An 18,714-nucleotide genomic window follows, 5' to 3' on the forward strand; every position below is an offset into this window, starting at 1 on the left:
GGTCGGATGCGACCCGCGGCACTTGACTGGTCGGTGGAGAACTGCACCATCGCCCGCGCGATGGAGATCCTCGGTGAGCGGTGGACCCTCGTGGTGCTCCGCGAGGTGTTCACCGGCATCCGCCGCTTCGACGACATGCGGATGCGCACCGGGATTCCGCGGCAGGTGCTGACCAACCGGCTGGCCGTCCTGGTGGAGCAGGGCGTGCTGCGCCGTGAGCCGTACCGGGAGCCGGGCAGCCGGCTGCGCCACGAGTACCGGTTGACGGACAAGGGCCTGGATCTCTGGCCGGTCCTGGTGGCCGTGCTCGGGTGGGGTGACCGGCACCTTGCCGACGCCGAGGGGCCGCCGCTGACGGTCACTCACCGTGACTGCGGTGCCCAGGTGCGCGTCGAGTTGCGCTGTGCCGACGGGCACGACGTGGGGCAGGCGCGCGACGTGCTGCCCCGCCCCGGCCCCGGCGCCCGTCGCCGTACCCCCTGACGGGTCCGCCGGCGCGCTGACACATCGACGACCGTACGCGTCGAGCGCGGTTCTGGTGTGACGGTGGTTGTGCGTCATCGTGTCAGTGGTGTTGCGGAGATGTGGCCGGCCGCGTCCGCTGGATCCGGGCGGAATCAAGCCTTGTCAATGATCTTAAGTATGTGAATACTTCAGTGCACTCGGCCGGTTTCCCCAGATCGGCCGGGTTGCCATCGGGTCAGCCGACCTCGGCGAGACCCGCTCCCCCGCCCAGGAGGTTGTTACATGCGACCCACGAGGTCCACGTTCCGCGTTGCGGCCACTGTCGCCGTTTCCGGAAGCCTGGTCGTCGGCGTGCTCATCGGCGCACCCGCCCAGGCCGCACCCGCCGCCGCACCCGACGCCGCGGCCGCGCTGTCCGCGCAACTCGGTGACCGCTCGGCCGGCTCGTACATCGACGCGAGCGGCAAGTCCGTCGTCACGGTGACCGACGCGGCCGCCGCGAGCGCGGCGAGCAAGGCCGGCGCCGTCGTCCGTTACGTCACCCGCGGTGCCGGCGAACTCAACCGGGCCACCGCCGACCTGGAGCGCTCCGCCAAGATCCCGGGCACCGCCTGGTGGAGCGACCCGGTCACCAACCAGGTGGTCGTCTCCGTCGACAGCACCGTCACCGGCGCCAAGCTGGAGCGGGTCAAGGCCGCCGCCGCGCGGGCCAACGGCGCGGTCCGCGTCGAGGCCGAGGCTGGCGTGCTGAGCACCCGGATCTCCGGTGGCCAGGCCATCTACGCCGGCGGGGGCGGGCGTTGCTCGCTCGGCTTCAACGTGCGCAGCGGCAGCACCTACTACTTCGTGACCGCCGGGCACTGCACGAACATCTCGGCCAACTGGTACTCGAACTCCGCGCAGACCGCCCTCATCGGCACGCGGACCGGCACCAGCTTCCCGGGCAACGACTACGGCATCGTCCGGCACAGCAACTCGGCGAACGCCGCCGGCAACGTCTACCTCTACAACGGCAGCTACCGGGACATCACCGGCGCCGGCAACGCCTCCGTCGGCCAGTCGGTGCAGCGCTCCGGCAGCACCACCGGCCTGCGCGGCGGCACGGTGAACGCGACGAACGCCACGGTCAACTACGCCGAGGGTTCGGTCTCCGGCCTGATCCGCACCAACGTCTGCGCCGAGCCGGGTGACAGCGGCGGCTCGCTGTTCGCCAACACCACGGCCCTGGGCATGACCTCCGGCGGTAGTGGCAACTGCCGCACCGGTGGCACGACCTACTTCCAGCCCGTCACCGAGGCCCTGAGCCGCTACGGCGTCAGCGTCTTCTGATCGAGTCACCGCCCGCGGGCCGCCGGAATCCTCCGGCGGCCCGCGTCGCGCGTCCGGCCGCCGTCGCGCGCCGGCTCACGCGAGCCGGTCGGGCCGCTGGGTGGGCCGCAGGGGATCCGGGGGTACGACTCCCACGGCGGGGGTGGCGGCGCCGGGTGTCACGGCACCGAGGGCCCAGGCGAGGTGCGCCCGCCGGGCGGAGACGACCGCCAGCAGCGGCCACAGGGACACCGCCACCGCCGTGACCCGCTCGGCCAGGCCGGTGCGCGACCCACTCGTCACCTCGAAGGCGCACCAGCCGAAGAGGGCGAGCAACACCACGGTGGCGCTCAGCCCCACCGCCCGGCGAAACGCCCAGGGTGGCTCCGGTCGGGTCGGGTACGCGGCGTCGTGGCCACGCGGCAGCCACAGCGCCGAACCGGCCGGCCAGAGCACCAGGGCGAGGACGGCCACCGTGGCCGCGACGCCGTGGCTGACCGAGCCGCCCACCGGCGGGCGGGGAAACGCGACGAGCGCGATGGTGGCCACCCCACCGATCGCGAGCAGGAACCGACTGGGTAGCCCGGCCGCGTGCAGGACGGCGGCCACCGACAGGTAGCAGCAGCCGAGCAGCACCAGCGCCACCACCATGATCCAGGCGTCGGTGGCGTCCTGCCCCGCAAGCTCGCTGATGGTGTCCCGGATCGGGTCGTACCCGGCGGGTTGCCGCGCCTGGGCGACCGTCCAGCCGCTCACCAGCAACAGGGGCGCGGCCGCCGCCGTGGCGACGGCCCAGTTCGGTACGGCGCGCATTTCGCCACGTTAACCGGCATGGCCGCGGGCCGAGTCGGGTTCACCGGCCTGCCCCACCTGCGAATCGCGCCGGCCTGCCGGGTGCCCCGGAGGTCAGGCGGCCACCCCTGACAGAATGCGGGTGAGGACTGTTCCACGATGAGGAGTTGCCAGCCGTGATCCGTACCCACAATGCCGGAAGCCTGCGCGCCGCGGACGCCGGCTCGACGGTGACGCTCGCCGGGTGGGTGGCCCGCCGGCGCGACCACGGCGGGGTCATCTTCGTCGACCTGCGCGACGGCACCGGTGTCGTCCAGGTGGTCTTCCGTGAGGAGGATGCGCACGCGCTGCGCAACGAGTTCTGCGTGAAGGTCGTCGGCGAGGTGACCCGCCGGCCGGCCGGCAACGAGAACCCGGAGCTGCCCACCGGTGAGGTCGAGGTGACAGTCACCGAGCTGGAGGTGCTCTCCGAGGCCGCGCCGCTGCCCCTGCCGGTGGACGACCAGATCGAGGCCGGCGACGACATCCGGCTGAAGTACCGCTACCTGGACCTGCGCCGCAGCGGCCCGGCGAACGCGCTGCGGCTGCGCTCGCGGGCCAGCCACCTGGCCCGGGGTGTGCTGCACGAGCGGGACTTCCTGGAGATCGAGACGCCGACGCTGACCCGGTCGACGCCCGAGGGCGCCCGCGACTTCCTGGTCCCGGTGCGGTTGCAGCCGGGCAGCTGGTACGCGCTGCCGCAGTCGCCGCAGCTGTTCAAGCAGCTGCTGATGGTCGGCGGCATGGAGCGGTACTACCAGATCGCCCGCTGCTACCGCGACGAGGACTTCCGCGCCGACCGGCAGCCCGAGTTCACCCAGCTCGACATCGAGATGTCCTTCGTCACCGAGGACGACGTGATCGACCTCGGCGAGGCGATCGTCTCGACGCTGTGGAAGGAGCTGGCCGGGCACGAGATCTCCGGGCCGATCCCGCGGATCACCTGGCACGACGCCATGGCCCGGTACGGCTCCGACAAGCCGGACCTGCGCTACGGCGTCGAGCTGACCGAGCTGACGGACTACCTGCGCGGCACCGGCTTCCGGGTGTTCGCCGGGGCGATCGACGCGGGCGGCTACGTCGGCGCGGTGGTGATGCCGGGCGGCGCGGCGCAGAGCCGCAAGGAGCTGGACGGCTGGCAGGACTGGGCCAAGGCGCGTGGCGCGCGCGGCCTGGCGTACGTGGTGTTGGACGCCGAGACCGGCGAGGCGCGCGGGCCGGTGGCGAAGAACCTCTCCGCCGAGCACCTGGGCGGGCTCGCCGACGCGGTCGGCGCCAAGCCGGGCGACGCGGTCTTCTTCGCCGCGAGCGCCACGACGCGCGAGGCGCAGGAGCTGCTCGGCGCGGCCCGGGTCGAGATCGCCAAGCGGTCCGGCCTGATCGACGAGAGCGCCTGGGCGTTCTGCTGGGTGGTCGACGCGCCGATGTTCGAGCCGACCTCCGACCAGGAGAACGGCGGGGCGGGCGGCTGGACGGCCGTGCACCACCCGTTCACCTCGCCGAACGCCGAGTGGGTCGACCGGTTCGAGGAGGCTCCGGACCGGGCCCTGGCGTACGCGTACGACATCGTCTGCAACGGCAACGAGATCGGCGGCGGGTCGATCCGTATCCACCGGGGTGACGTGCAGAAGCGGGTCTTCGACCTGCTCGGCATCACCCCCGAGGAGGCGCAGGACAAGTTCGGCTTCCTGCTGGAGGCCTTCAAGTACGGCGCTCCGCCGCACGGCGGCATCGCCTTCGGCTGGGACCGGGTCTGCATGCTGCTCGCCGGCGCGGACTCGATCCGCGAGGTCATCGCGTTCCCGAAGACCCGGGGTGGCTTCGACCCGCTGACCGGCGCGCCCACGCCGATCACCGGCCAGCAGCGCGCCGAGGCCGGCATCGACGCCAAGCCCAAGCCCCCGGCCACCGCCCACACGGGAACGGCCGGCCCGGCAGCCCCGGTAGCAGACCCCGTCTGAACCCCCTTCCCTCGCCGTCGATCATGAGGTTGGCGGGCCCGCGCCACGGCGTGTCGCTCGTTAACCTCATGATCGACGGCGGCAGGGGGGCGGGCTGGGATGCGGGTGCTTGTTGTTGGGGGTAGCGGGTTTCTCGGGCGCGAGGTTTGTCGGCGGGGTCTCGGGCTTGGGTGCTCGGTGGTCGGGTCGTTCTACGCCGGTGAGATCTCCGTGCCGGGGGTCGCGGCGCGCCGGCTGGACGTGACCGACCGGGCCGCCGTGCGTGCGCTGGTCGCCGAGGTGCGGCCGGACGCCGTGGTCGCGACCCCCTACCGGTACGACGACTGGGCGGTCACCGCCGACGGGGCCGCGCACGTGGCGGTCGCCGCCGCCGAGGTGGGCGCCCGGCTGGTGCACGTGTCGAGCGACGCGCTGCACGCCGGCCGTCCCACGCCGTACGCCGACGACGACCCACCCGCACCCGTGCACGCGTACGGTGCCGCGAAGGCCGCGGCCGAGACCGCCGTACGGGCGATCGACCCCGGCGCGGCGCTGGTGCGGACCTCGCTGATCCTGGGGGAGGGCAGCAAACAGATCCAGCTCTGCCGGGACGCGCTCGCCGGTCGGGCCGTCCTGTTCAGCGACGAGCTGCGCTGCCCCATCGACGTCGGCGACCTGGCCGACGCCGTGCTGGAGCTGGTCGCCTCCTCGTACGCCGGTCTGCTCAACGTGGCCGGCCCGGACGCCGTCAGCCGGGCCGAGCTGGGCCTGCTGGTCGCCGAGCGGGACGGCCTGGACCCGGCCGGGTTGAGGACCATCACCAGCGCGGCCACCGGCCTGGTCCGACCCCTGGACGTACGCCTCGACTCCACCCGCGCCACCGGCCTGCTGCGCACGCGACTGCGGGGAGTACGCGAACTCCTGGCCTCCTGAGCGCGTGCACACTTCCTATGCATAATTCTTGTGCACAGGAAGTGTGCAGAGATAGTGTGCAGACATGGCGAACGACGAAGCGACCCCGCGGCCGGCACCGCGCGAGGTGCGGATCGACAAGCGGCAGGTCCGGGTGCTGGCGCATCCGCTACGGATGCGGCTGCTGGGCGCCCTGCGCGTGCAGGGACCCGCCACCGCCACCACCCTCGCGGAGCTGCTCGGCACCAACACCGGCGCGACCAGTTACCACCTGCGGCAACTTGCCGAGGTCGGGCTGGTCATCGAGGACCCGGACCGGGGCGGCGGGCGGCAGCGCTGGTGGCAGGCGGCTCACGACGTCACCAACTGGGAGCCGACCGACTTCGACGACGACCCCGACGCCCGGGCCGCGATCGAGTGGATCCAGGGCGACCAGGTGCGTCTGCTCGTCGAGAAGGCCGACCGCTGGTTCGCCATGCAGCACGAGTGGTCCCCGGCGTGGCGGGACGGCATCGGCATGAGCGACATCTTCCTGACCATCCCGCCGGCCCGGCTGGAGGAACTCAAGACGGAGGTGTGGCAGCTGCTGGAGCGCTACCACCGGGACGCCGAGGCGGTCGACCCCGCCGACCCGGAGGCCCGGCCGGTGCAGGTCTTCCTGGCCGCCTACCCGCTTGAGGGTCCGCGATGAGCGCGTTGACCGTACGCCAGGTCCGGTTCCGCTACCTCACGCTCTACGGTCTGCGCTGGTTGCCCACGGGTCTGATCATCCCGGTCATGATCCTGCTGATGCAGGAGCGCGGCCTGTCGCTGCCGCAGATCGGCCTGGTCTTCAGTGCGCAGGGTTTGCTGGTGCTCGCGCTGGAACTGCCCACCGGCGGGCTGGCCGACGCCCTCGGCCGCCGACCGGTGCTCGTCGTGGCCTGGGCGCTCAGCCTCGTCTCACTGGCGCTGTTCGCGGTGGCCGACTCGTTCTGGGTGTTCTTCCTGGTCTATGCCGTGCAGGGGATCTACCGGGCACTCGACAGTGGGCCGTTGGAGTCCTGGTACGTCGACGCCACACTGGCCGCGGACCCGGATGCCGAGTACGAGCGGGGCCTGGGCTACGCCGGCACCGTCAGCGGCGGGGCGATCGGCGCTGGCGCGCTGCTCAGTGGTGGCCTGGTCGCACTGGGTTCGATCGGGCGGGTCAGCGCGCTCACCGTGCCCGTGCTGGCCGCGATCGTCGCTCAGGCGGTCGCCCTGGTCGCGCTGACCGTCCTGCTTGTCGAGCAGCGACCGGCCAGCGGGTTCGCGGCCCTGCGGGCCTCGGTGGTCCAGGCGCCCCGGATGATCGGCCAGGCGATCGGGCTGCTGCGCCGTTCCCGGGTGCTGCTGGCGCTGGTGCTGGTGGAGCTGTTCTGGGGCTTCGGCATGATCACTTTCGAGTCGCTGCTGCCGGTCCGGCTCGCCGAGGTGATCGGCGATCCGGAACGGGCCGCCGCGCTGCTCGGGCCGGCCAACTCGGCGGCCTGGCTCGCCTCGGCCGCCGGCGCGGCGCTGACCCCGTTGCTGCTGCGCTGGTTCGGGGCCGCTCCGGGAGCGGCGCTGCTGCGCATCCTGCAGGGCGTCACGGTGGTCGGGATGGGCCTGTTCGCCGGGCCGGTCGGAGTGCTGGTGGCCTACCTGGCCTGCTACACCGTGCACGGCGCGTCGAATCCGCTGCACAGTGGGCTGCTGCACCGGCAGGTCGACGGCCCGTACCGGACCAGTGTTCTCTCGCTGAACTCGATGATGGCGCAACCCGGCTTCGCCCTCGGCGGGGTGGTCCTGACCGCGATCGCCGCCACCGCCAGCGTCAGCACCGCGATGGTGGTCGGCGCGGTGGTGTTGGCCGTCGCCGCCCCGCTCTACCTTCCCGCCTGGCTGGCTGGCCGTCGGGCCGCACCGGCCGCCGAGCCGACCTCGGTTCCGGTTCCCGCCGCCGACCATTGACGGAAGTCCCCTCGCCTGACTGGCAGCCGGCCGGTCAGGCGAGGCGGATCGAGCTGAGCGGGAGGGTGTTGGTGTAGCCGAGCCGGCGGTAGAGCCGCGTCGCACCGACGTTGTGCGTGTAGACGCCGAGCCCCACCGTGTCGTGGCGCGCCAGTAGCGCCCGGGTCATCCCCGCGGTCAGGGACGCGCCCAGCCCGCGACCTCGTTGGTCGGGGGCGACGGTCAGGCCGGCGACGAATCCGATGTCACCCTGGCTGCGGTCCGCGCCGCACGCCACCAACCGGTCGCCGGCCCGGATGCCGTACCAGTCGACCACCCGTGGGTCGCCCGGTCGGGAGGTGCTGCTGGGGAACGACTCTTCGACAAGCGCGGTCAGTTCCGGCTGGTCGGCGTCGGTGAGGCGTACCACCGGCTGCTCGTCCGACTGCGTCGGCGGCACCGTGTCGGTCCAGTGGAAGTCCCAGTCGCTGTGCTCGGCCACCGCCAACCTGTCGGCCAGCAGTGCGCGATCGTGTCGAGGCAGGTGCAGCCGCTGTCCGGGCTGGAGCACTCCGTCGGCGGCGAGCGCGACACAGATCTCCAGCGCGGCTTCGGCAGGGCCGATCGCGCAGCCGGCCGGGCCGTACTCGGGCGGGACCAGCCACAGGACGGCGCCATCACCCCGGTACGCCCGCGCCGGTGTGGCTCGCCCGAGCGCGTGCCGGGCGAACGGGTGATATCCGACGGCGGCCAGGACGGCGCTCCGGTCCTGGAGCACCCGGTCGTCGATGATCATGCGGTCCAGCCTAGGAGCCGACTGTCGAATGCCTCCGCCGGGCCCTCGCGGCGTGGCCGTCTCCACCGTGGAGATTGGCGAGTCGACCGATTGGGTACATCACGCGCCGACCTACTGGGAACCCCCACCGGAGGACCGACATGCTCGCCATCCTGGCCGCCATCGTCTTTGGCTTTGCCCTGCTGCTCGACCTGCTCAACACCGACTTCGGAGCACCCGACCTTTTCAACTGGAACACCCTCGTCCTCATCGGGCTGCTCCTGCTCTCGCTCTACCTGGGCGGCGTGGGCAGCGGCCCGCGCAGTGGCGGCGGTGGCGGTCGCTGGTACCGGGGCCGTCGCCCCGGTCGTGGCTGACCGGAACCGATCACCGGTGGCGGGCCCACGGCGCGATTCCGGCCTCGTGGGCCCGGCCCGGTACTGTCTTCGTGATGGAGTCCGACGCCCTCTTCTCCCTCGGTGAACCCGCCGGGTCGCGCAGCGCGCCCGACGGTCCCGCCGGTGTCGACGGCTTCACCGCGGTCGCCGACGATTCGCCCCTGCCCGTCCGGATGCGTCCGGTGACCCTCGACGAGTTGGTCGGGCAGGACCACCTGCTCGCCCCGGGTGCCCCGCTGCGGCAACTGGTCTCCGGCGGCGCCCCGATGTCGGTGATCCTCTGGGGTCCCCCCGGCAGCGGCAAGACCACGATCGCGCATCTGGTGGCCGGTGCGACCGACCGCCGCTTCGTCGCCATGTCGGCGCTCTCCGCCGGCGTCAAGGACGTGCGGGCGGTGATCGAGGCGGCCCGCCGCCAGCGCCGCGCGGGCGGCCCGCAGACCGTGCTCTTCATCGACGAGGTGCACCGGTTCAGCAAGACCCAACAGGATTCGCTGCTCGCCGCGGTCGAGGACCGCACCGTCACGCTGCTGGCGGCGACCACCGAAAATCCGTACTTCTCGGTCATCTCCCCGCTGCTGTCGCGGTGCGTGCTGCTCACCCTGCAACCGTTGGACGACGAGGCGGTCCGGGGCCTGCTGCGCCGCGCGGTCGCCGACAAGCGGGGCCTGGACGGCGTGCTCACCCTGACCGGCGAGGCCGAGGACCACCTGGTCCGGCTCGCCTCCGGTGACGTCCGTAAGGCGCTCACCGCGCTGGAGGCGGCGGCTGCCTCCGCCACGGCGCTGGGCGGCGGGCGGATCGACCTCGCCACCGCCGAGCAGGCCGTCGACGTCGCCGCGGTGCGCTACGACCGCGACGGCGACGCCCACTACGACGTGGTCAGCGCCTTCATCAAGAGCATGCGCGGCTCGGACGTGGACGCCGCGGTGCACTGGCTGGCCCGCATGCTGGTCGCCGGCGAGGACGCCCGGTTCATCGCCCGCCGCCTGGTCATCTTCGCGAGCGAGGACGTGGGCATGGCCGACCCCGGCGCGCTGAGCGTCGCCACCGCCGCAGCCCACGCCGTCGAGTACGTGGGGCTGCCCGAAGCGCAGCTCAACCTGGCCCAGGCGGTGATCCACCTGGCCACGGCCCCCAAGTCCAACTCGGCCACCACCGCCATCGGCGCCGCGATCGCCGACGTCCGGGCCGGCCGCGGTGGCTCGGTGCCGCGCGGGCTGCGCGACGCGCACTACGCCGGCGCCCGCGGCCTGGGCCACGGCACCGGCTACCGCTACCCGCACGACGACAAGCGTGGCGTGGTCACCCAGCAGTACGTGCCGGACGACCTGGTGGGCACCGACTACTACCAGCCCAGCCCGCACGGCGCGGAACGGTCGGTGGCCAACCGGCTGCCGGTGCTGCGCCGGATCGTGCGTGGCCTGCCGGCCCCGGCCACCCGTCCGGACACGCCGACAGCCGAGCCGCCGGTAACGGCGCGGACCGCGTCCACGCCTCCTGGTGAGAGCGACCGCCCGACGACGGGCACCGGCGCCCCCGGCACGACGCAGGACAGCGGCGCTGACGCCGCAGGAGAGGGTCAACAGTGAAATCGCGTGGTGGGGACCGCCCGGACGAGGGCCCGGACGAGCGGCGCGATCCCCGCGCCAAGACGCGCCGGTGGGGTCGAGGCCGCGCGGCCGAGGCCGAGCCGGAGGAGCCGGTCGCCGGCGAGGAGTTCGGCTGGATCGACGACCTCCGTTCGGCCAAGCAGCAACGCGGCGAGCTGGGCCCGGACGGCGCACCGGCGGAACCCAACCGCCCACACGGCGGCCCGCCCGAGCCCGCCGGGCCGCGCAGGGGTGTGCCGGCCGAGCCACCGGGGCCGCGGACGGGTGTCGCGCCCGAGCCCGCCGGTGCGCGTGCGCCGGTGCCGCCGCCCGGCCCGCGCCAGAGCGGCCCGGACGGTGGTGCCGCCGCGCGGCGACCGGTCGACACCCCCTGGCCGGGGAACGCGCCGCCAGTGGGCCGCCGCCCGGACGACCGACCGTCTGCCGCCGGCCCCGCCGCCCCCGGCCAGCCCGCTCGTCGCGGCGTGCAGCCGGCGCCCGGCGCCCGTGCCGCCGTACCGCCGGCGCCCCCCGCCGCCCGCCCGGTCGGCGGCGACCCGGCCAGCCCGCCGGTGTCTCGCGCCACGCCCGAGGGGCCCGGCGGCCCGGCTCGGCCCCGCTCGGCGGCGGCTCCTCCCGGCCCACCCGTGGGCCCACCGACCTCGGGCGCCCCGACCGGTCGTCGTCCGGAGGCCGCCGTTCCGCCGGGCCGTCGCCCGGACGCCGCCGCAGCCGGGGGTCACCCGGACGCGATGCCGCCACTGCGCCGTCCGGACGCCGGCGCACCGGTTCGCCGACCTGGTCCGGAGTCCGCCGAGCCCGGTCGTGCACGGCCGCCGGCCGAGGGGATGCCCGCCGGTCGACGCGCCGCGGCGGCACCCGATCCGGCCCGGGCCGCCGGACCGTCCGCCGCCTCCGGCTCGGCGCAGCTGGCCGGCACGCCGGCCGGTGCCGCGGTGCCGGCCGCGGACGGCCTGCGACCCGACCCCGCCATCGACCGCGACCCGCGTACCGCACGGCGTCGCCCAGGTCCGGTCGACCCGGGGGCCCCGGAGCCCACCGACGGTCGTCCCGCCGATCGCTCCCGTCCGGCCGCCGGCCGCCGCCGCGCCGCCGAACCCGACGAGCCCCCGGTGCCCCGCACGGGCAACGCCCCACCGGTGCCCAGGGCCACCGGCGCGCACAGCGGTGCCACGCCCACCGTCGCACCGCCCGACGGCACCGGTCGCCGCCGGGCCGTCTCCGCCGAGCCGGAACGACGTACGCCGCCCGGCGGCGAACCCCGGGCGGACCGCCCCGAACGACCCGCCGACTGGCTGCGCCAGGCCGGCCGCCTGCCGCACACCGACCCCGGCCTGCCCGTGGTCAACCGCCGCGGCGGCACCCCGCCGGCCGCGGATCGCCGCCCCGCGCCGGCCGACGGTGCGGGTGACCTCGTCGACCACGCGTCCGGTCGCCTCGGCGTGCCCGACCCGGCCGCGGAGCGCACCGCCGCCCGCCGGCCCGCCGGCCCCCCGGCTGACCCCGGCGCGGACGCACCGACAGGTCGTCGTGCCGTCCGAGCCGACGCGCCGGGAACCACGGGTGAGCAGGCTCCGCCCCACGCGCCGGCGGCCGGCGACCGCCCCACCCGTGGGCGGGGCGCCGCGGCGCCCGTTCCGGACCCCGCCGGCGGGCGGGCCCGCCCGGTGGGCGCGCCCGGCCCGGGCGCGGACCCCACGCCGGATCCGAGCGGCCGACGACGCCGGCCGCCCGTCGAGCCCGGCACGGACGGCCCGGGGCGACCCGGACCGGCGGACGACCCCTACGACGGCGGACGACAGGCGCCCGGCGCCGGTCCCGCCGCACCGACGCGCGGCGCCGCCCGCTCCGCCCCGCCCGGCCGGGCGCGACCCGTCCCGGGTGGCGCGGCGGCCGCGGGTGGTGCGGCGGTCCCGGGCGCCGGGCGCCGAGGCGCGGACGCCCCGCCCCGCCCCGCCCCGGGCACCGAGACGGCCCCCCGCGACGTCGCCCGCCCGGACGGCCCGGCTCGGGCCGCCGTCGCACCCGGTGGGGACGGCCCGGTTCGGGCCGCCGCCGCAGCGGCTGTGGACGGCCCACCGCGTACGCGCCCGGATGGTCCGGCGCGGGCCGCCGTTCGCCCGCCCGGCGGTACGCAACCGCCGCTCACCGACGACCGGGCGCACGGTGACCCGGGTTCCGGTCCCGGATCCCCGGCGCGTGGAGGCGCCCCGGTCGGCCGAGCCGTGCCGACCGATCGTGCCGCGGGTCGTGCCCTGCCGCCGCACCGGGAGCCTGGCCGCGCCGACCCGAGCGGCGTCGCCCCGGTGCCACCACCCGGCCGCTCCGGCGAGCCTGTCGGGGTGGCCCGTGCCGCCGCCGCCGTGCCGGTCCCGGCCGGCCCGGTGGACCGGCCGGCAGTCGACCCCGCCGACGGGCCCGCGCTGCGCGCGGCCGGTCCGGACACCACCGACGACGATGCCGCGCCGGGCGCCCGCTCCGAGTTGCGCCGGCGGTTGCGGGAACGCCGTCGTCTCCGCGCGGCGGTGCTGGTGCTGGTCAGCGTCGTGCTGCTCGGTGCGGTGCCGCTCTTCTTCGGCGTCCGGACGCTGAGCCGGGACCCGGTCTTCGACAACCTGGATCAGCTCGACGTGCCGGGCTGGGCCGCCGCCAAGACCGTCGACGACGTCAGCGGCAGCCGCTGGTGCCTGCTCGACTGCCGGCTGCGGGAGCGCACCGTGACCTCGGAGAAGCCGCCGACGGACACCGCGCAGGTCTACGAGGACGCGCTGCGCCAGGACGGCTGGCAGCCGTGGAAGGTGAGCCGCTGCCCGGAGCAGAAGACGAAGGGCAGCTACACCTGCTGGCGCCGGGACGAGTTGACCCTCGACCTGTGGGTCCGCGAGCCGACCTGCGTGCCGCCGCCGGTCGACGGTGAGCCGGCCGTCGTGCCCTCTGGCGACCCGTCGGCCGCTGCGACGGAGTGCACCGGCTCGTTGGTGTCGGTGAAGGTACGCAACGCGATCGACGACGAGCGGACCCGGCCGCAGCCGACCACCGACCCGTCACTGACCGGCGAGGACCCGTTCCCGACGGTCAGCGGGGATCCGCTGGGTGAGCTGACACCCTCACCGTCGTGAGGCGGCCTCCATCACGGACGGTAGGGTCTGGGGCTGGCGGGCTCGCCCGCCACGGGTGACCGCCGACGGCGTGGCGGCCGCCACGGGTGCCACGGTTGTGCGTTCCGGGGACGTCGGGTCCTGCGGAACTCTGCTTGAGGAGGACAGGCGTGGGCGACATTTTGGCGATCGCGGCGCTGATCGCGGCAAGCGCGTTCGCGGTGCTGGTGCTCATCCTGACGCTGCCCATCCTGCGGCTGCGGCACACGGTGGACGCCACCACCCGGATGATCAACGACCTCAACGATCGGACCGGACCGCTGCTCGGTGACGTGAACACCACGGTGAAGAACGTCAACACCGCCCTGGAGCAGGTGCAGACCTCGCTCGACGGTGTGAACCTCCAGCTGGCGAAGGTCGACACCATGACCAGCCACGCGCAGAACGTCACCGCCAACGTCGCCAACCTGGCCACCGTGGTCTCGGCCGCGGCCGCGAACCCGCTGGTGAAGGTGGCCGCGTTCGGTTACGGCGTGCGCAAGGCCGCCGCCGGGCGCCGGCACGCCGAGACCGAGCGCGAGGTACGCGACACCATCAAGCAGCAGCGACGGGCCGCGCGGCGCGGCAACAGCTGACCGGCCCGGCGCACCAGGAGGTAGCGAGACATGAGGCGCTTGTTCTGGCTCGGTATCGGGGTCGCCGTCGGGGTGATCGTGGTCCGCCGGGCGACCCGGACCGCGCAGGCGTACACGCCGGCCGGCATCGCCAGCTCACTGACGGAATCCGCTGGCGGGCTCGTCGAGTCGTTGCGTAGCTTCGTGGAGGACGTGCGGGTCGGGATGGCCGAGCGCGAGCAGGAGATCCACCAGGCGTTCGCCCAGGGCGAGGCGTTCGACGATCAATTCGCCGACCTGCGGGAAGACCCGCGGATCGGCGATCGAGACATCTTTCCGGAGGAACACCAGCGATGAAGACGGCGGAGATCAAGCGGCGGTATCTCGCCCATTTCGCGGCGAATGGCCACACCGTGGTGCCGTCCGCTCCGCTGCCCGCCATCAGCGACCCGAACCTGCTGTTCGTCAACGCCGGCATGGTGCAGTTCGTGCCGTACTTCCTCGGTCAGCAGACGCCCGCGTACCAGCGGGCGGTAAGCGTGCAGAAGTGCATCCGCACGCCGGACATCGAGGAGGTCGGCAAGACCAGCCGGCACGGCACGTTCTTCCAGATGAACGGCAACTTCTCCTTCGGTGACTACTTCAAGGCGGGCGCGATCCCGCTCGCCTGGGACCTGGTCACCAAGTCGCAGGCCGACGGCGGCTACGGGCTGGACCCGGAACGCGTCTGGCCGACTGTCTACCTCGACGACGACGAGGCGTACGAGATCTGGCGGTCGGTGGGGGTGCCGGCCGACCGGATCGTCCGCCGGGGCAAGGCGGACAACTTCTGGTCGATGGGCATCCCCGGGCCGTGCGGTCCGTGCTCCGAGCTGTTCTACGACCGGGGCCCGGAGTACGGCCGCGAGGGCGGCCCGGCGGTCGACGAGGACCGCTACATGGAGTTCTGGAACCTCGTCTTCATGCAGTTCGAGCGGGGTCCGGGCATGACGAAGGACGACTACCCGATCCTGGGTGACCTGCCGGCGAAGAACATCGACACCGGCATGGGCCTGGAGCGGATGGCCTCGATCCTGCAGGGCGTCGACAACCTGTACGAGATCGACGAGGTGCGGCCGATCCTGGCGCGGGCGGCCGAGCTGACCGGTAAGCGCTACGGCGCGCACTCCGGCCACGTGGCGAGTGAGTCGCACCCGGACGACGTGCGGCTGCGGGTGATCGCCGACCATGTCCGGACGGCGCTGATGTTGATCGGCGACGGCGTGACGCCGAGCAACGAGGGGCGCGGCTACGTGCTGCGCCGGATCATGCGCCGGGCGATCCGGTCGATCCGGCTGCTCGGTTGGCAGGACCGGGCGCTGCCCGAGTTGCTGCCGGTGGCGCGGGACTGCATGGCCCCGTCGTACCCGGAGCTGGCGACCGACTTCGATCGGATCGCGGACTACGCGTACGCGGAGGAGGAGGCGTTCCTGTCCACCCTGCGTGCCGGCACCACGATCCTGGACACCGCGATCGCCGAGACCCGCACCGCGGGTGGCTCCGCGCTGTCCGGGGCGAAGGCGTTCCAGCTGCACGACACGTACGGCTTCCCGATCGACCTGACCCTGGAGATCGCCGCGGAGCAGGGCCTCACGGTCGACGACGAGGGCTTCCGCCGGCTGATGGCCGACCAGCGGACCCGGGCGAAGGCGGACGCGCAGGCCCGCAAGACCGGGCACACCGACCTGTCGGCGTACCGGTCGGTGCTCGACTCGGGTGGCCCGGTGACGTTCACCGGCTACAGCGAGGTGGCCCGCGAGTCGACGGTGCGGGCGCTGCTCGGCGCCGACGGCCCGCGGCAGGCGGCGACCGAGGGCGACACCATCGAGTTGGTGCTCGACACGACCCCGTTCTACGCCGAGGGCGGTGGCCAGCAACCCGACCAGGGCATGATCACCGTGGGCGGCGGGCAGGTCGAGGTCCTCGACGTGCAGCAGCCGGTGCCCGGTCTGATCGTGCACCGGGCCCGGGTGATCCGGGGTGAGGTGCGCGCCGGTGAGGCGGGCTACGCCGAGATCGACACGACCCGGCGGCGGGCGATCTCCCGGTCGCACACCGCCACGCACCTGGTGCACCAGACCATGCGGAACTTCCTCGGTGAGTCGGCCACGCAGGCGGGTTCGCTGAACGCGCCGGGCCGGCTCCGGTTCGACTTCAACACGCCGACCGGGGTGTCGCCGAGCGTCCTGCGGGACGTGGAGCAGCAGGTCAACGAGGTGCTGCTGGCCGACCTGGAGGTGCACGCCTTCATCACCTCGCTGGACGAGGCGCGGCGGATCGGCGCGATGGCGCTCTTCGGCGAGAAGTACGGCGAGGAGGTGCGGGTCGTCGAGGTGGGCGACTACGCCCGGGAGCTGTGCGGCGGCACGCACGTGGCGCGGTCGGCCCAGCTCGGCCTCGTGAAGATCCTCTCCGAGTCGTCGATCGGATCCGGCGTGCGCCGGGTCGAGGCGCTCGTCGGCATGGACGCCTTCGGCTTCCTGGCCAAGGAGCACCTGCTGGTCTCCCGGCTGGCCGAGCTGTACCGGGTGCCCAACGATCAGGTCGCGGACCGGGTGGAGCAGACCGTCACCCAGCTTCGGGACGCGGAGAAGGAGCTGGAGAAGCTGCGCGCCCAGTTGGTGCTGGGCGGTGCGTCGGCGCTCGCGGCGCAGGCCAAGGATGTGCGCGGCGTCGCGTACGTGGGCACCGAGGCGCCGGAGGGCGCGGCCGGCAACGACGTGCGGACCCTGGCCCAGGAGATTCGGGGCAAGATCGACGCGGCGCGGCCGGCGGTGGTCGCGGTGGCGGCCCGGTCGAACGGCAAGGCGTCCCTGGTGGTGGCGGTCAACGCGGCCGCGCGCAGCCGGGGTCTGGCCGCGTCGGAGCTGGTGAAGGCGGCGTTCTCCGGGCGCGGCGGGGGCAGCCCCGACCTGGCCCAGGGCGGCGGTCTGCCCGCGGCCGAGGCGCCGAACCTGCTGCTCACCGTCGAGAAGGCGATCACCGAGGCGTGACGACCCATCACTCTCAGCCAGGGCGGGCCGGTTGGTCCGCCCTGGTTCGCGCCCGACCGGTGGTGACCATCGGTGGTTGAGTCGACGCGCGGTGTGCGGATCGGGGTGGATGTCGGTCAGGTGCGGGTGGGCGTCTCCCGCTCGGACCCGGACGGGATCCTGGCTACGCCGCTGGTCACCCTCGCTCGGGACCTCACGGCGGCACCGGATGCGGTGCCGAGCGATCTCGCCGAGCTGGCCGCGTTGGTGGCCGAGCACGAGGCCGTCGGGGTTGTCGTCGGCCTTCCGGTCAATCTCGCCGGCAAGCATGGCCCGGCGGCTCTCCACGTGAAGGCGTACGCTGACCGACTGGTCGATGTGATAGCGCCCGTCCCGGTAACGCTCACCGACGAGAGGATGTCGACGGTGGTCGCCTCTCGTAGGCTTGCCGAGCGTGGCGTCCGAGGTAAACGTCAACGTGCGGTTGTCGATCAGGCGGCCGCAGTGGAGATCCTGCAGAGCTGGCTGGACGCGCAGCGGAGGCGGACGTAATGATCGACGATCTGGACCTGGGGTTCGACGAGGCGGAGCGGGGGGAGAAGGGCCGGCACCGGCGCAGCTTCCGCAAGCGCAACGGCGGGTCCGGCGGCGGCCGGGGCAAGACGTTCCTGGCTCTGCTGATGGCCCTGGTCCTGTTGGGCGCGATCGGTGGCGGCGCGTTCTACGGCTTCGACCGCATTCAGAGCTACTTCGTCACCCCCGACTACGACGGCGCTGGGTCCGGTGAGGTCACCGTCGACATCAAGAACGGTGCGCTGATTGCCGACATGGCCGACGCCCTCGTCACGGCCGACGTGGTGAAGAGCCAGAAGGCGTTCATCGAGGCGGCCGAGGCCAACTCGCGCAGCAAGAACATCCAGCCGGGCACGTACAAGTTGCGCAAGCAGATGAGTGGCCAGAACGCGGTCACCGCGATGCTCGACCTGAAGAACAAGATCGTCAACGGGTTGACGATCCCCGAGGGTCGCACCAGCCTGAACATCTACAAGCTGCTCTCCGAGAAGACCAAGATCCCGGTGAAGGACTTCCAGACCGCCGCGAAGGACCCGGAAGCGCTCGGCGTTCCGGACTGGTGGTTCAAACGTGACGACGGCAAGAAGGTCGTCAAATCCGTCGAGGGCTTCCTCTTTCCGGACACCTACGAGATCCCGCCGAAGTCCACCGCGCAGAGCATCCTCAAGCTGATGGTGAACCGCTTCCTCTCGGTGACCGGGGGGATGCAGTTCGCCGACACGGTGCAGGAGAAGCGCAAGGTCAGCCCGTACGAGGCGCTGATCGTGGCCTCGCTGGCCCAGGCCGAGGCCGGCAACGCCGACGACCTGGGCAAGGTCGCCCGGGTGGCCTACAACCGGGTGTACGGCGAGTTCTTCTGCAACTGCCTGGAGATGGACGTCACGGTCAACTACTACCTGGAGTCGATCGGCAAGCCGACCAAGTCGTCCAAGCAGATGACGGCGGCCGAGATGGACGACCCGAAGAACCCGTACAACCGCAAGCTGCGGGGCATGATCCCGACCCCGATCAACAACCCCGGCAAGCTGGCCCTGGAGGGGGCGATGGACCCGCCGACGGGCAAGTGGCTCTTCTTCGTGGCGGTCGACAAGCAGGGGCACTCCGACTTCGCCGAGACTCCCGAGCAGCACGAACGCAACAAGGACAAGGCCCGGGCGGCCGGCATCATCGACTGACGGCATCCGATCCGACACACACGGGGGGCAGGGCAGTGACGACAACCG

Annotated in this window: 16 protein-coding genes; 14 read left to right on the forward strand and 2 right to left on the reverse strand. The window is 73.4% G+C overall.

The window, feature by feature from the left end:
• Positions 1–6: 6 nt before the first annotated feature.
• Both ACPXBU_RS10950 and ACPXBU_RS10955 read left to right on the forward strand, forming a co-directional pair.
• The gene (locus ACPXBU_RS10950) at positions 7–483 is read left to right on the forward strand and encodes a winged helix-turn-helix transcriptional regulator (RefSeq protein ID WP_425757952.1); all 477 of its coding nucleotides are present in this window, start codon (positions 7–9) and stop codon (positions 481–483) included.
• A gap of 264 nt (positions 484–747) precedes the next feature.
• On the forward strand, positions 748–1,794 hold the full coding sequence (locus ACPXBU_RS10955) for a S1 family peptidase (RefSeq protein WP_425757953.1): 1,047 nt from the start codon (positions 748–750) through the stop codon (positions 1,792–1,794).
• A gap of 75 nt (positions 1,795–1,869) precedes the next feature.
• Here ACPXBU_RS10955 and ACPXBU_RS10960 read toward each other — a convergent pair whose 3' ends face one another.
• Positions 1,870–2,586: a DUF998 domain-containing protein gene (locus tag ACPXBU_RS10960; RefSeq protein WP_425757954.1), complete on the reverse strand. Its 717-nt coding sequence runs from the start codon at positions 2,584–2,586 to the stop codon at positions 1,870–1,872.
• Positions 2,587–2,741: 155 nt separating this feature from the next.
• On the opposite strand from ACPXBU_RS10960, the gene aspS reads away from it, so the two are divergent.
• The 4 genes from aspS (at position 2,742) to ACPXBU_RS10980 (ending at position 7,430) form a co-directional block, all read left to right on the forward strand.
• Positions 2,742–4,565 carry an aspartate--tRNA ligase gene (gene aspS / locus ACPXBU_RS10965; RefSeq protein ID WP_393367816.1) on the forward strand — a complete coding sequence of 608 codons (1,824 nt, stop codon included), beginning with the start codon at positions 2,742–2,744 and terminating at the stop codon, positions 4,563–4,565.
• Between the two features lie 99 nt (positions 4,566–4,664).
• Positions 4,665–5,477 (forward strand): SDR family oxidoreductase, encoded by an 813-nt coding sequence (locus ACPXBU_RS10970; RefSeq protein WP_425757955.1) that lies wholly within the window; start codon positions 4,665–4,667, stop codon positions 5,475–5,477.
• Positions 5,478–5,541: 64 nt separating this feature from the next.
• Positions 5,542–6,147, forward strand: coding sequence for an ArsR/SmtB family transcription factor (locus ACPXBU_RS10975; protein WP_393367820.1), 606 nt, complete (start codon positions 5,542–5,544; stop codon positions 6,145–6,147).
• Complete coding sequence (locus tag ACPXBU_RS10980; RefSeq protein WP_425757956.1) at positions 6,144–7,430, forward strand: MFS transporter; 1,287 nt, start codon at positions 6,144–6,146, stop codon at positions 7,428–7,430. Before ACPXBU_RS10975 ends, ACPXBU_RS10980 begins: the two co-directional genes overlap by 4 nt.
• Positions 7,431–7,464: 34 nt before the next feature.
• Here ACPXBU_RS10980 and ACPXBU_RS10985 read toward each other — a convergent pair whose 3' ends face one another.
• Positions 7,465–8,205 carry a GNAT family N-acetyltransferase gene (locus tag ACPXBU_RS10985; protein ID WP_425757957.1) on the reverse strand — a complete coding sequence of 247 codons (741 nt, stop codon included), beginning with the start codon at positions 8,203–8,205 and terminating at the stop codon, positions 7,465–7,467.
• A gap of 140 nt (positions 8,206–8,345) precedes the next feature.
• Here ACPXBU_RS10985 and ACPXBU_RS10990 point away from each other — a divergent pair, with 140 nt between their 5' ends.
• The 8 genes from ACPXBU_RS10990 to mltG all read left to right on the forward strand — a co-directional run bounded on the left by ACPXBU_RS10990 (position 8,346) and on the right by mltG (position 18,666).
• The gene (locus ACPXBU_RS10990) at positions 8,346–8,561 is read left to right on the forward strand and encodes a hypothetical protein (protein WP_393367825.1); all 216 of its coding nucleotides are present in this window, start codon (positions 8,346–8,348) and stop codon (positions 8,559–8,561) included.
• Between the two features lie 74 nt (positions 8,562–8,635).
• Entirely contained in the window at positions 8,636–10,174 is a 1,539-nt protein-coding gene (locus tag ACPXBU_RS10995; protein WP_425757958.1) for a replication-associated recombination protein A, read from the forward strand.
• A 2,444-nt stretch (positions 10,175–12,618) separates the two neighbouring features.
• Complete coding sequence (locus ACPXBU_RS11000) at positions 12,619–13,314, forward strand: hypothetical protein (RefSeq protein WP_425758012.1); 696 nt, start codon at positions 12,619–12,621, stop codon at positions 13,312–13,314.
• A 149-nt stretch (positions 13,315–13,463) separates the two neighbouring features.
• On the forward strand, positions 13,464–13,928 hold the full coding sequence (locus ACPXBU_RS11005) for a DUF948 domain-containing protein (protein WP_357254791.1): 465 nt from the start codon (positions 13,464–13,466) through the stop codon (positions 13,926–13,928).
• A 30-nt stretch (positions 13,929–13,958) separates the two neighbouring features.
• On the forward strand, positions 13,959–14,264 hold the full coding sequence (locus ACPXBU_RS11010; protein WP_393367827.1) for a hypothetical protein: 306 nt from the start codon (positions 13,959–13,961) through the stop codon (positions 14,262–14,264).
• Positions 14,261–16,939 (forward strand): alanine--tRNA ligase, encoded by a 2,679-nt coding sequence (gene alaS, locus ACPXBU_RS11015; RefSeq protein ID WP_425757959.1) that lies wholly within the window; start codon positions 14,261–14,263, stop codon positions 16,937–16,939. Before ACPXBU_RS11010 ends, alaS begins: the two co-directional genes overlap by 4 nt.
• A gap of 72 nt (positions 16,940–17,011) precedes the next feature.
• Complete coding sequence (gene ruvX, locus ACPXBU_RS11020) at positions 17,012–17,470, forward strand: Holliday junction resolvase RuvX (protein WP_425757960.1); 459 nt, start codon at positions 17,012–17,014, stop codon at positions 17,468–17,470.
• The gene (gene mltG, locus ACPXBU_RS11025) at positions 17,470–18,666 is read left to right on the forward strand and encodes an endolytic transglycosylase MltG (RefSeq protein WP_393367831.1); all 1,197 of its coding nucleotides are present in this window, start codon (positions 17,470–17,472) and stop codon (positions 18,664–18,666) included. The genes ruvX and mltG overlap by 1 nt, the downstream gene beginning before the upstream one ends.
• Positions 18,667–18,714: the final 48 nt, after the last annotated feature.

The sequence above is a fragment of the Micromonospora sp. DT231 genome (assembly GCF_049847025.1).
GTDB lineage: Bacteria > Actinomycetota > Actinomycetes > Mycobacteriales > Micromonosporaceae > Micromonospora.

Coding starts and splice junctions, on each gene's coding strand:
- ACPXBU_RS10950 (WP_425757952.1), top strand. CDS start 7: ATGCGACCCGCGGCACTTGACTGGTCGGTGGAGAACTGCACCATCGCC.
- ACPXBU_RS10955 (WP_425757953.1), top strand. CDS start 748: ATGCGACCCACGAGGTCCACGTTCCGCGTTGCGGCCACTGTCGCCGTT.
- ACPXBU_RS10960 (WP_425757954.1), bottom strand. CDS start 2,586: ATGCGCGCCGTACCGAACTGGGCCGTCGCCACGGCGGCGGCCGCGCCC.
- ACPXBU_RS10970 (WP_425757955.1), top strand. CDS start 4,665: ATGCGGGTGCTTGTTGTTGGGGGTAGCGGGTTTCTCGGGCGCGAGGTT.
- ACPXBU_RS10975 (WP_393367820.1), top strand. CDS start 5,542: ATGGCGAACGACGAAGCGACCCCGCGGCCGGCACCGCGCGAGGTGCGG.
- ACPXBU_RS10980 (WP_425757956.1), top strand. CDS start 6,144: ATGAGCGCGTTGACCGTACGCCAGGTCCGGTTCCGCTACCTCACGCTC.
- ACPXBU_RS10985 (WP_425757957.1), bottom strand. CDS start 8,205: ATGATCATCGACGACCGGGTGCTCCAGGACCGGAGCGCCGTCCTGGCC.
- ACPXBU_RS10990 (WP_393367825.1), top strand. CDS start 8,346: ATGCTCGCCATCCTGGCCGCCATCGTCTTTGGCTTTGCCCTGCTGCTC.
- ACPXBU_RS10995 (WP_425757958.1), top strand. CDS start 8,636: ATGGAGTCCGACGCCCTCTTCTCCCTCGGTGAACCCGCCGGGTCGCGC.
- ACPXBU_RS11010 (WP_393367827.1), top strand. CDS start 13,959: ATGAGGCGCTTGTTCTGGCTCGGTATCGGGGTCGCCGTCGGGGTGATC.
- alaS (WP_425757959.1), top strand. CDS start 14,261: ATGAAGACGGCGGAGATCAAGCGGCGGTATCTCGCCCATTTCGCGGCG.
- mltG (WP_393367831.1), top strand. CDS start 17,470: ATGATCGACGATCTGGACCTGGGGTTCGACGAGGCGGAGCGGGGGGAG.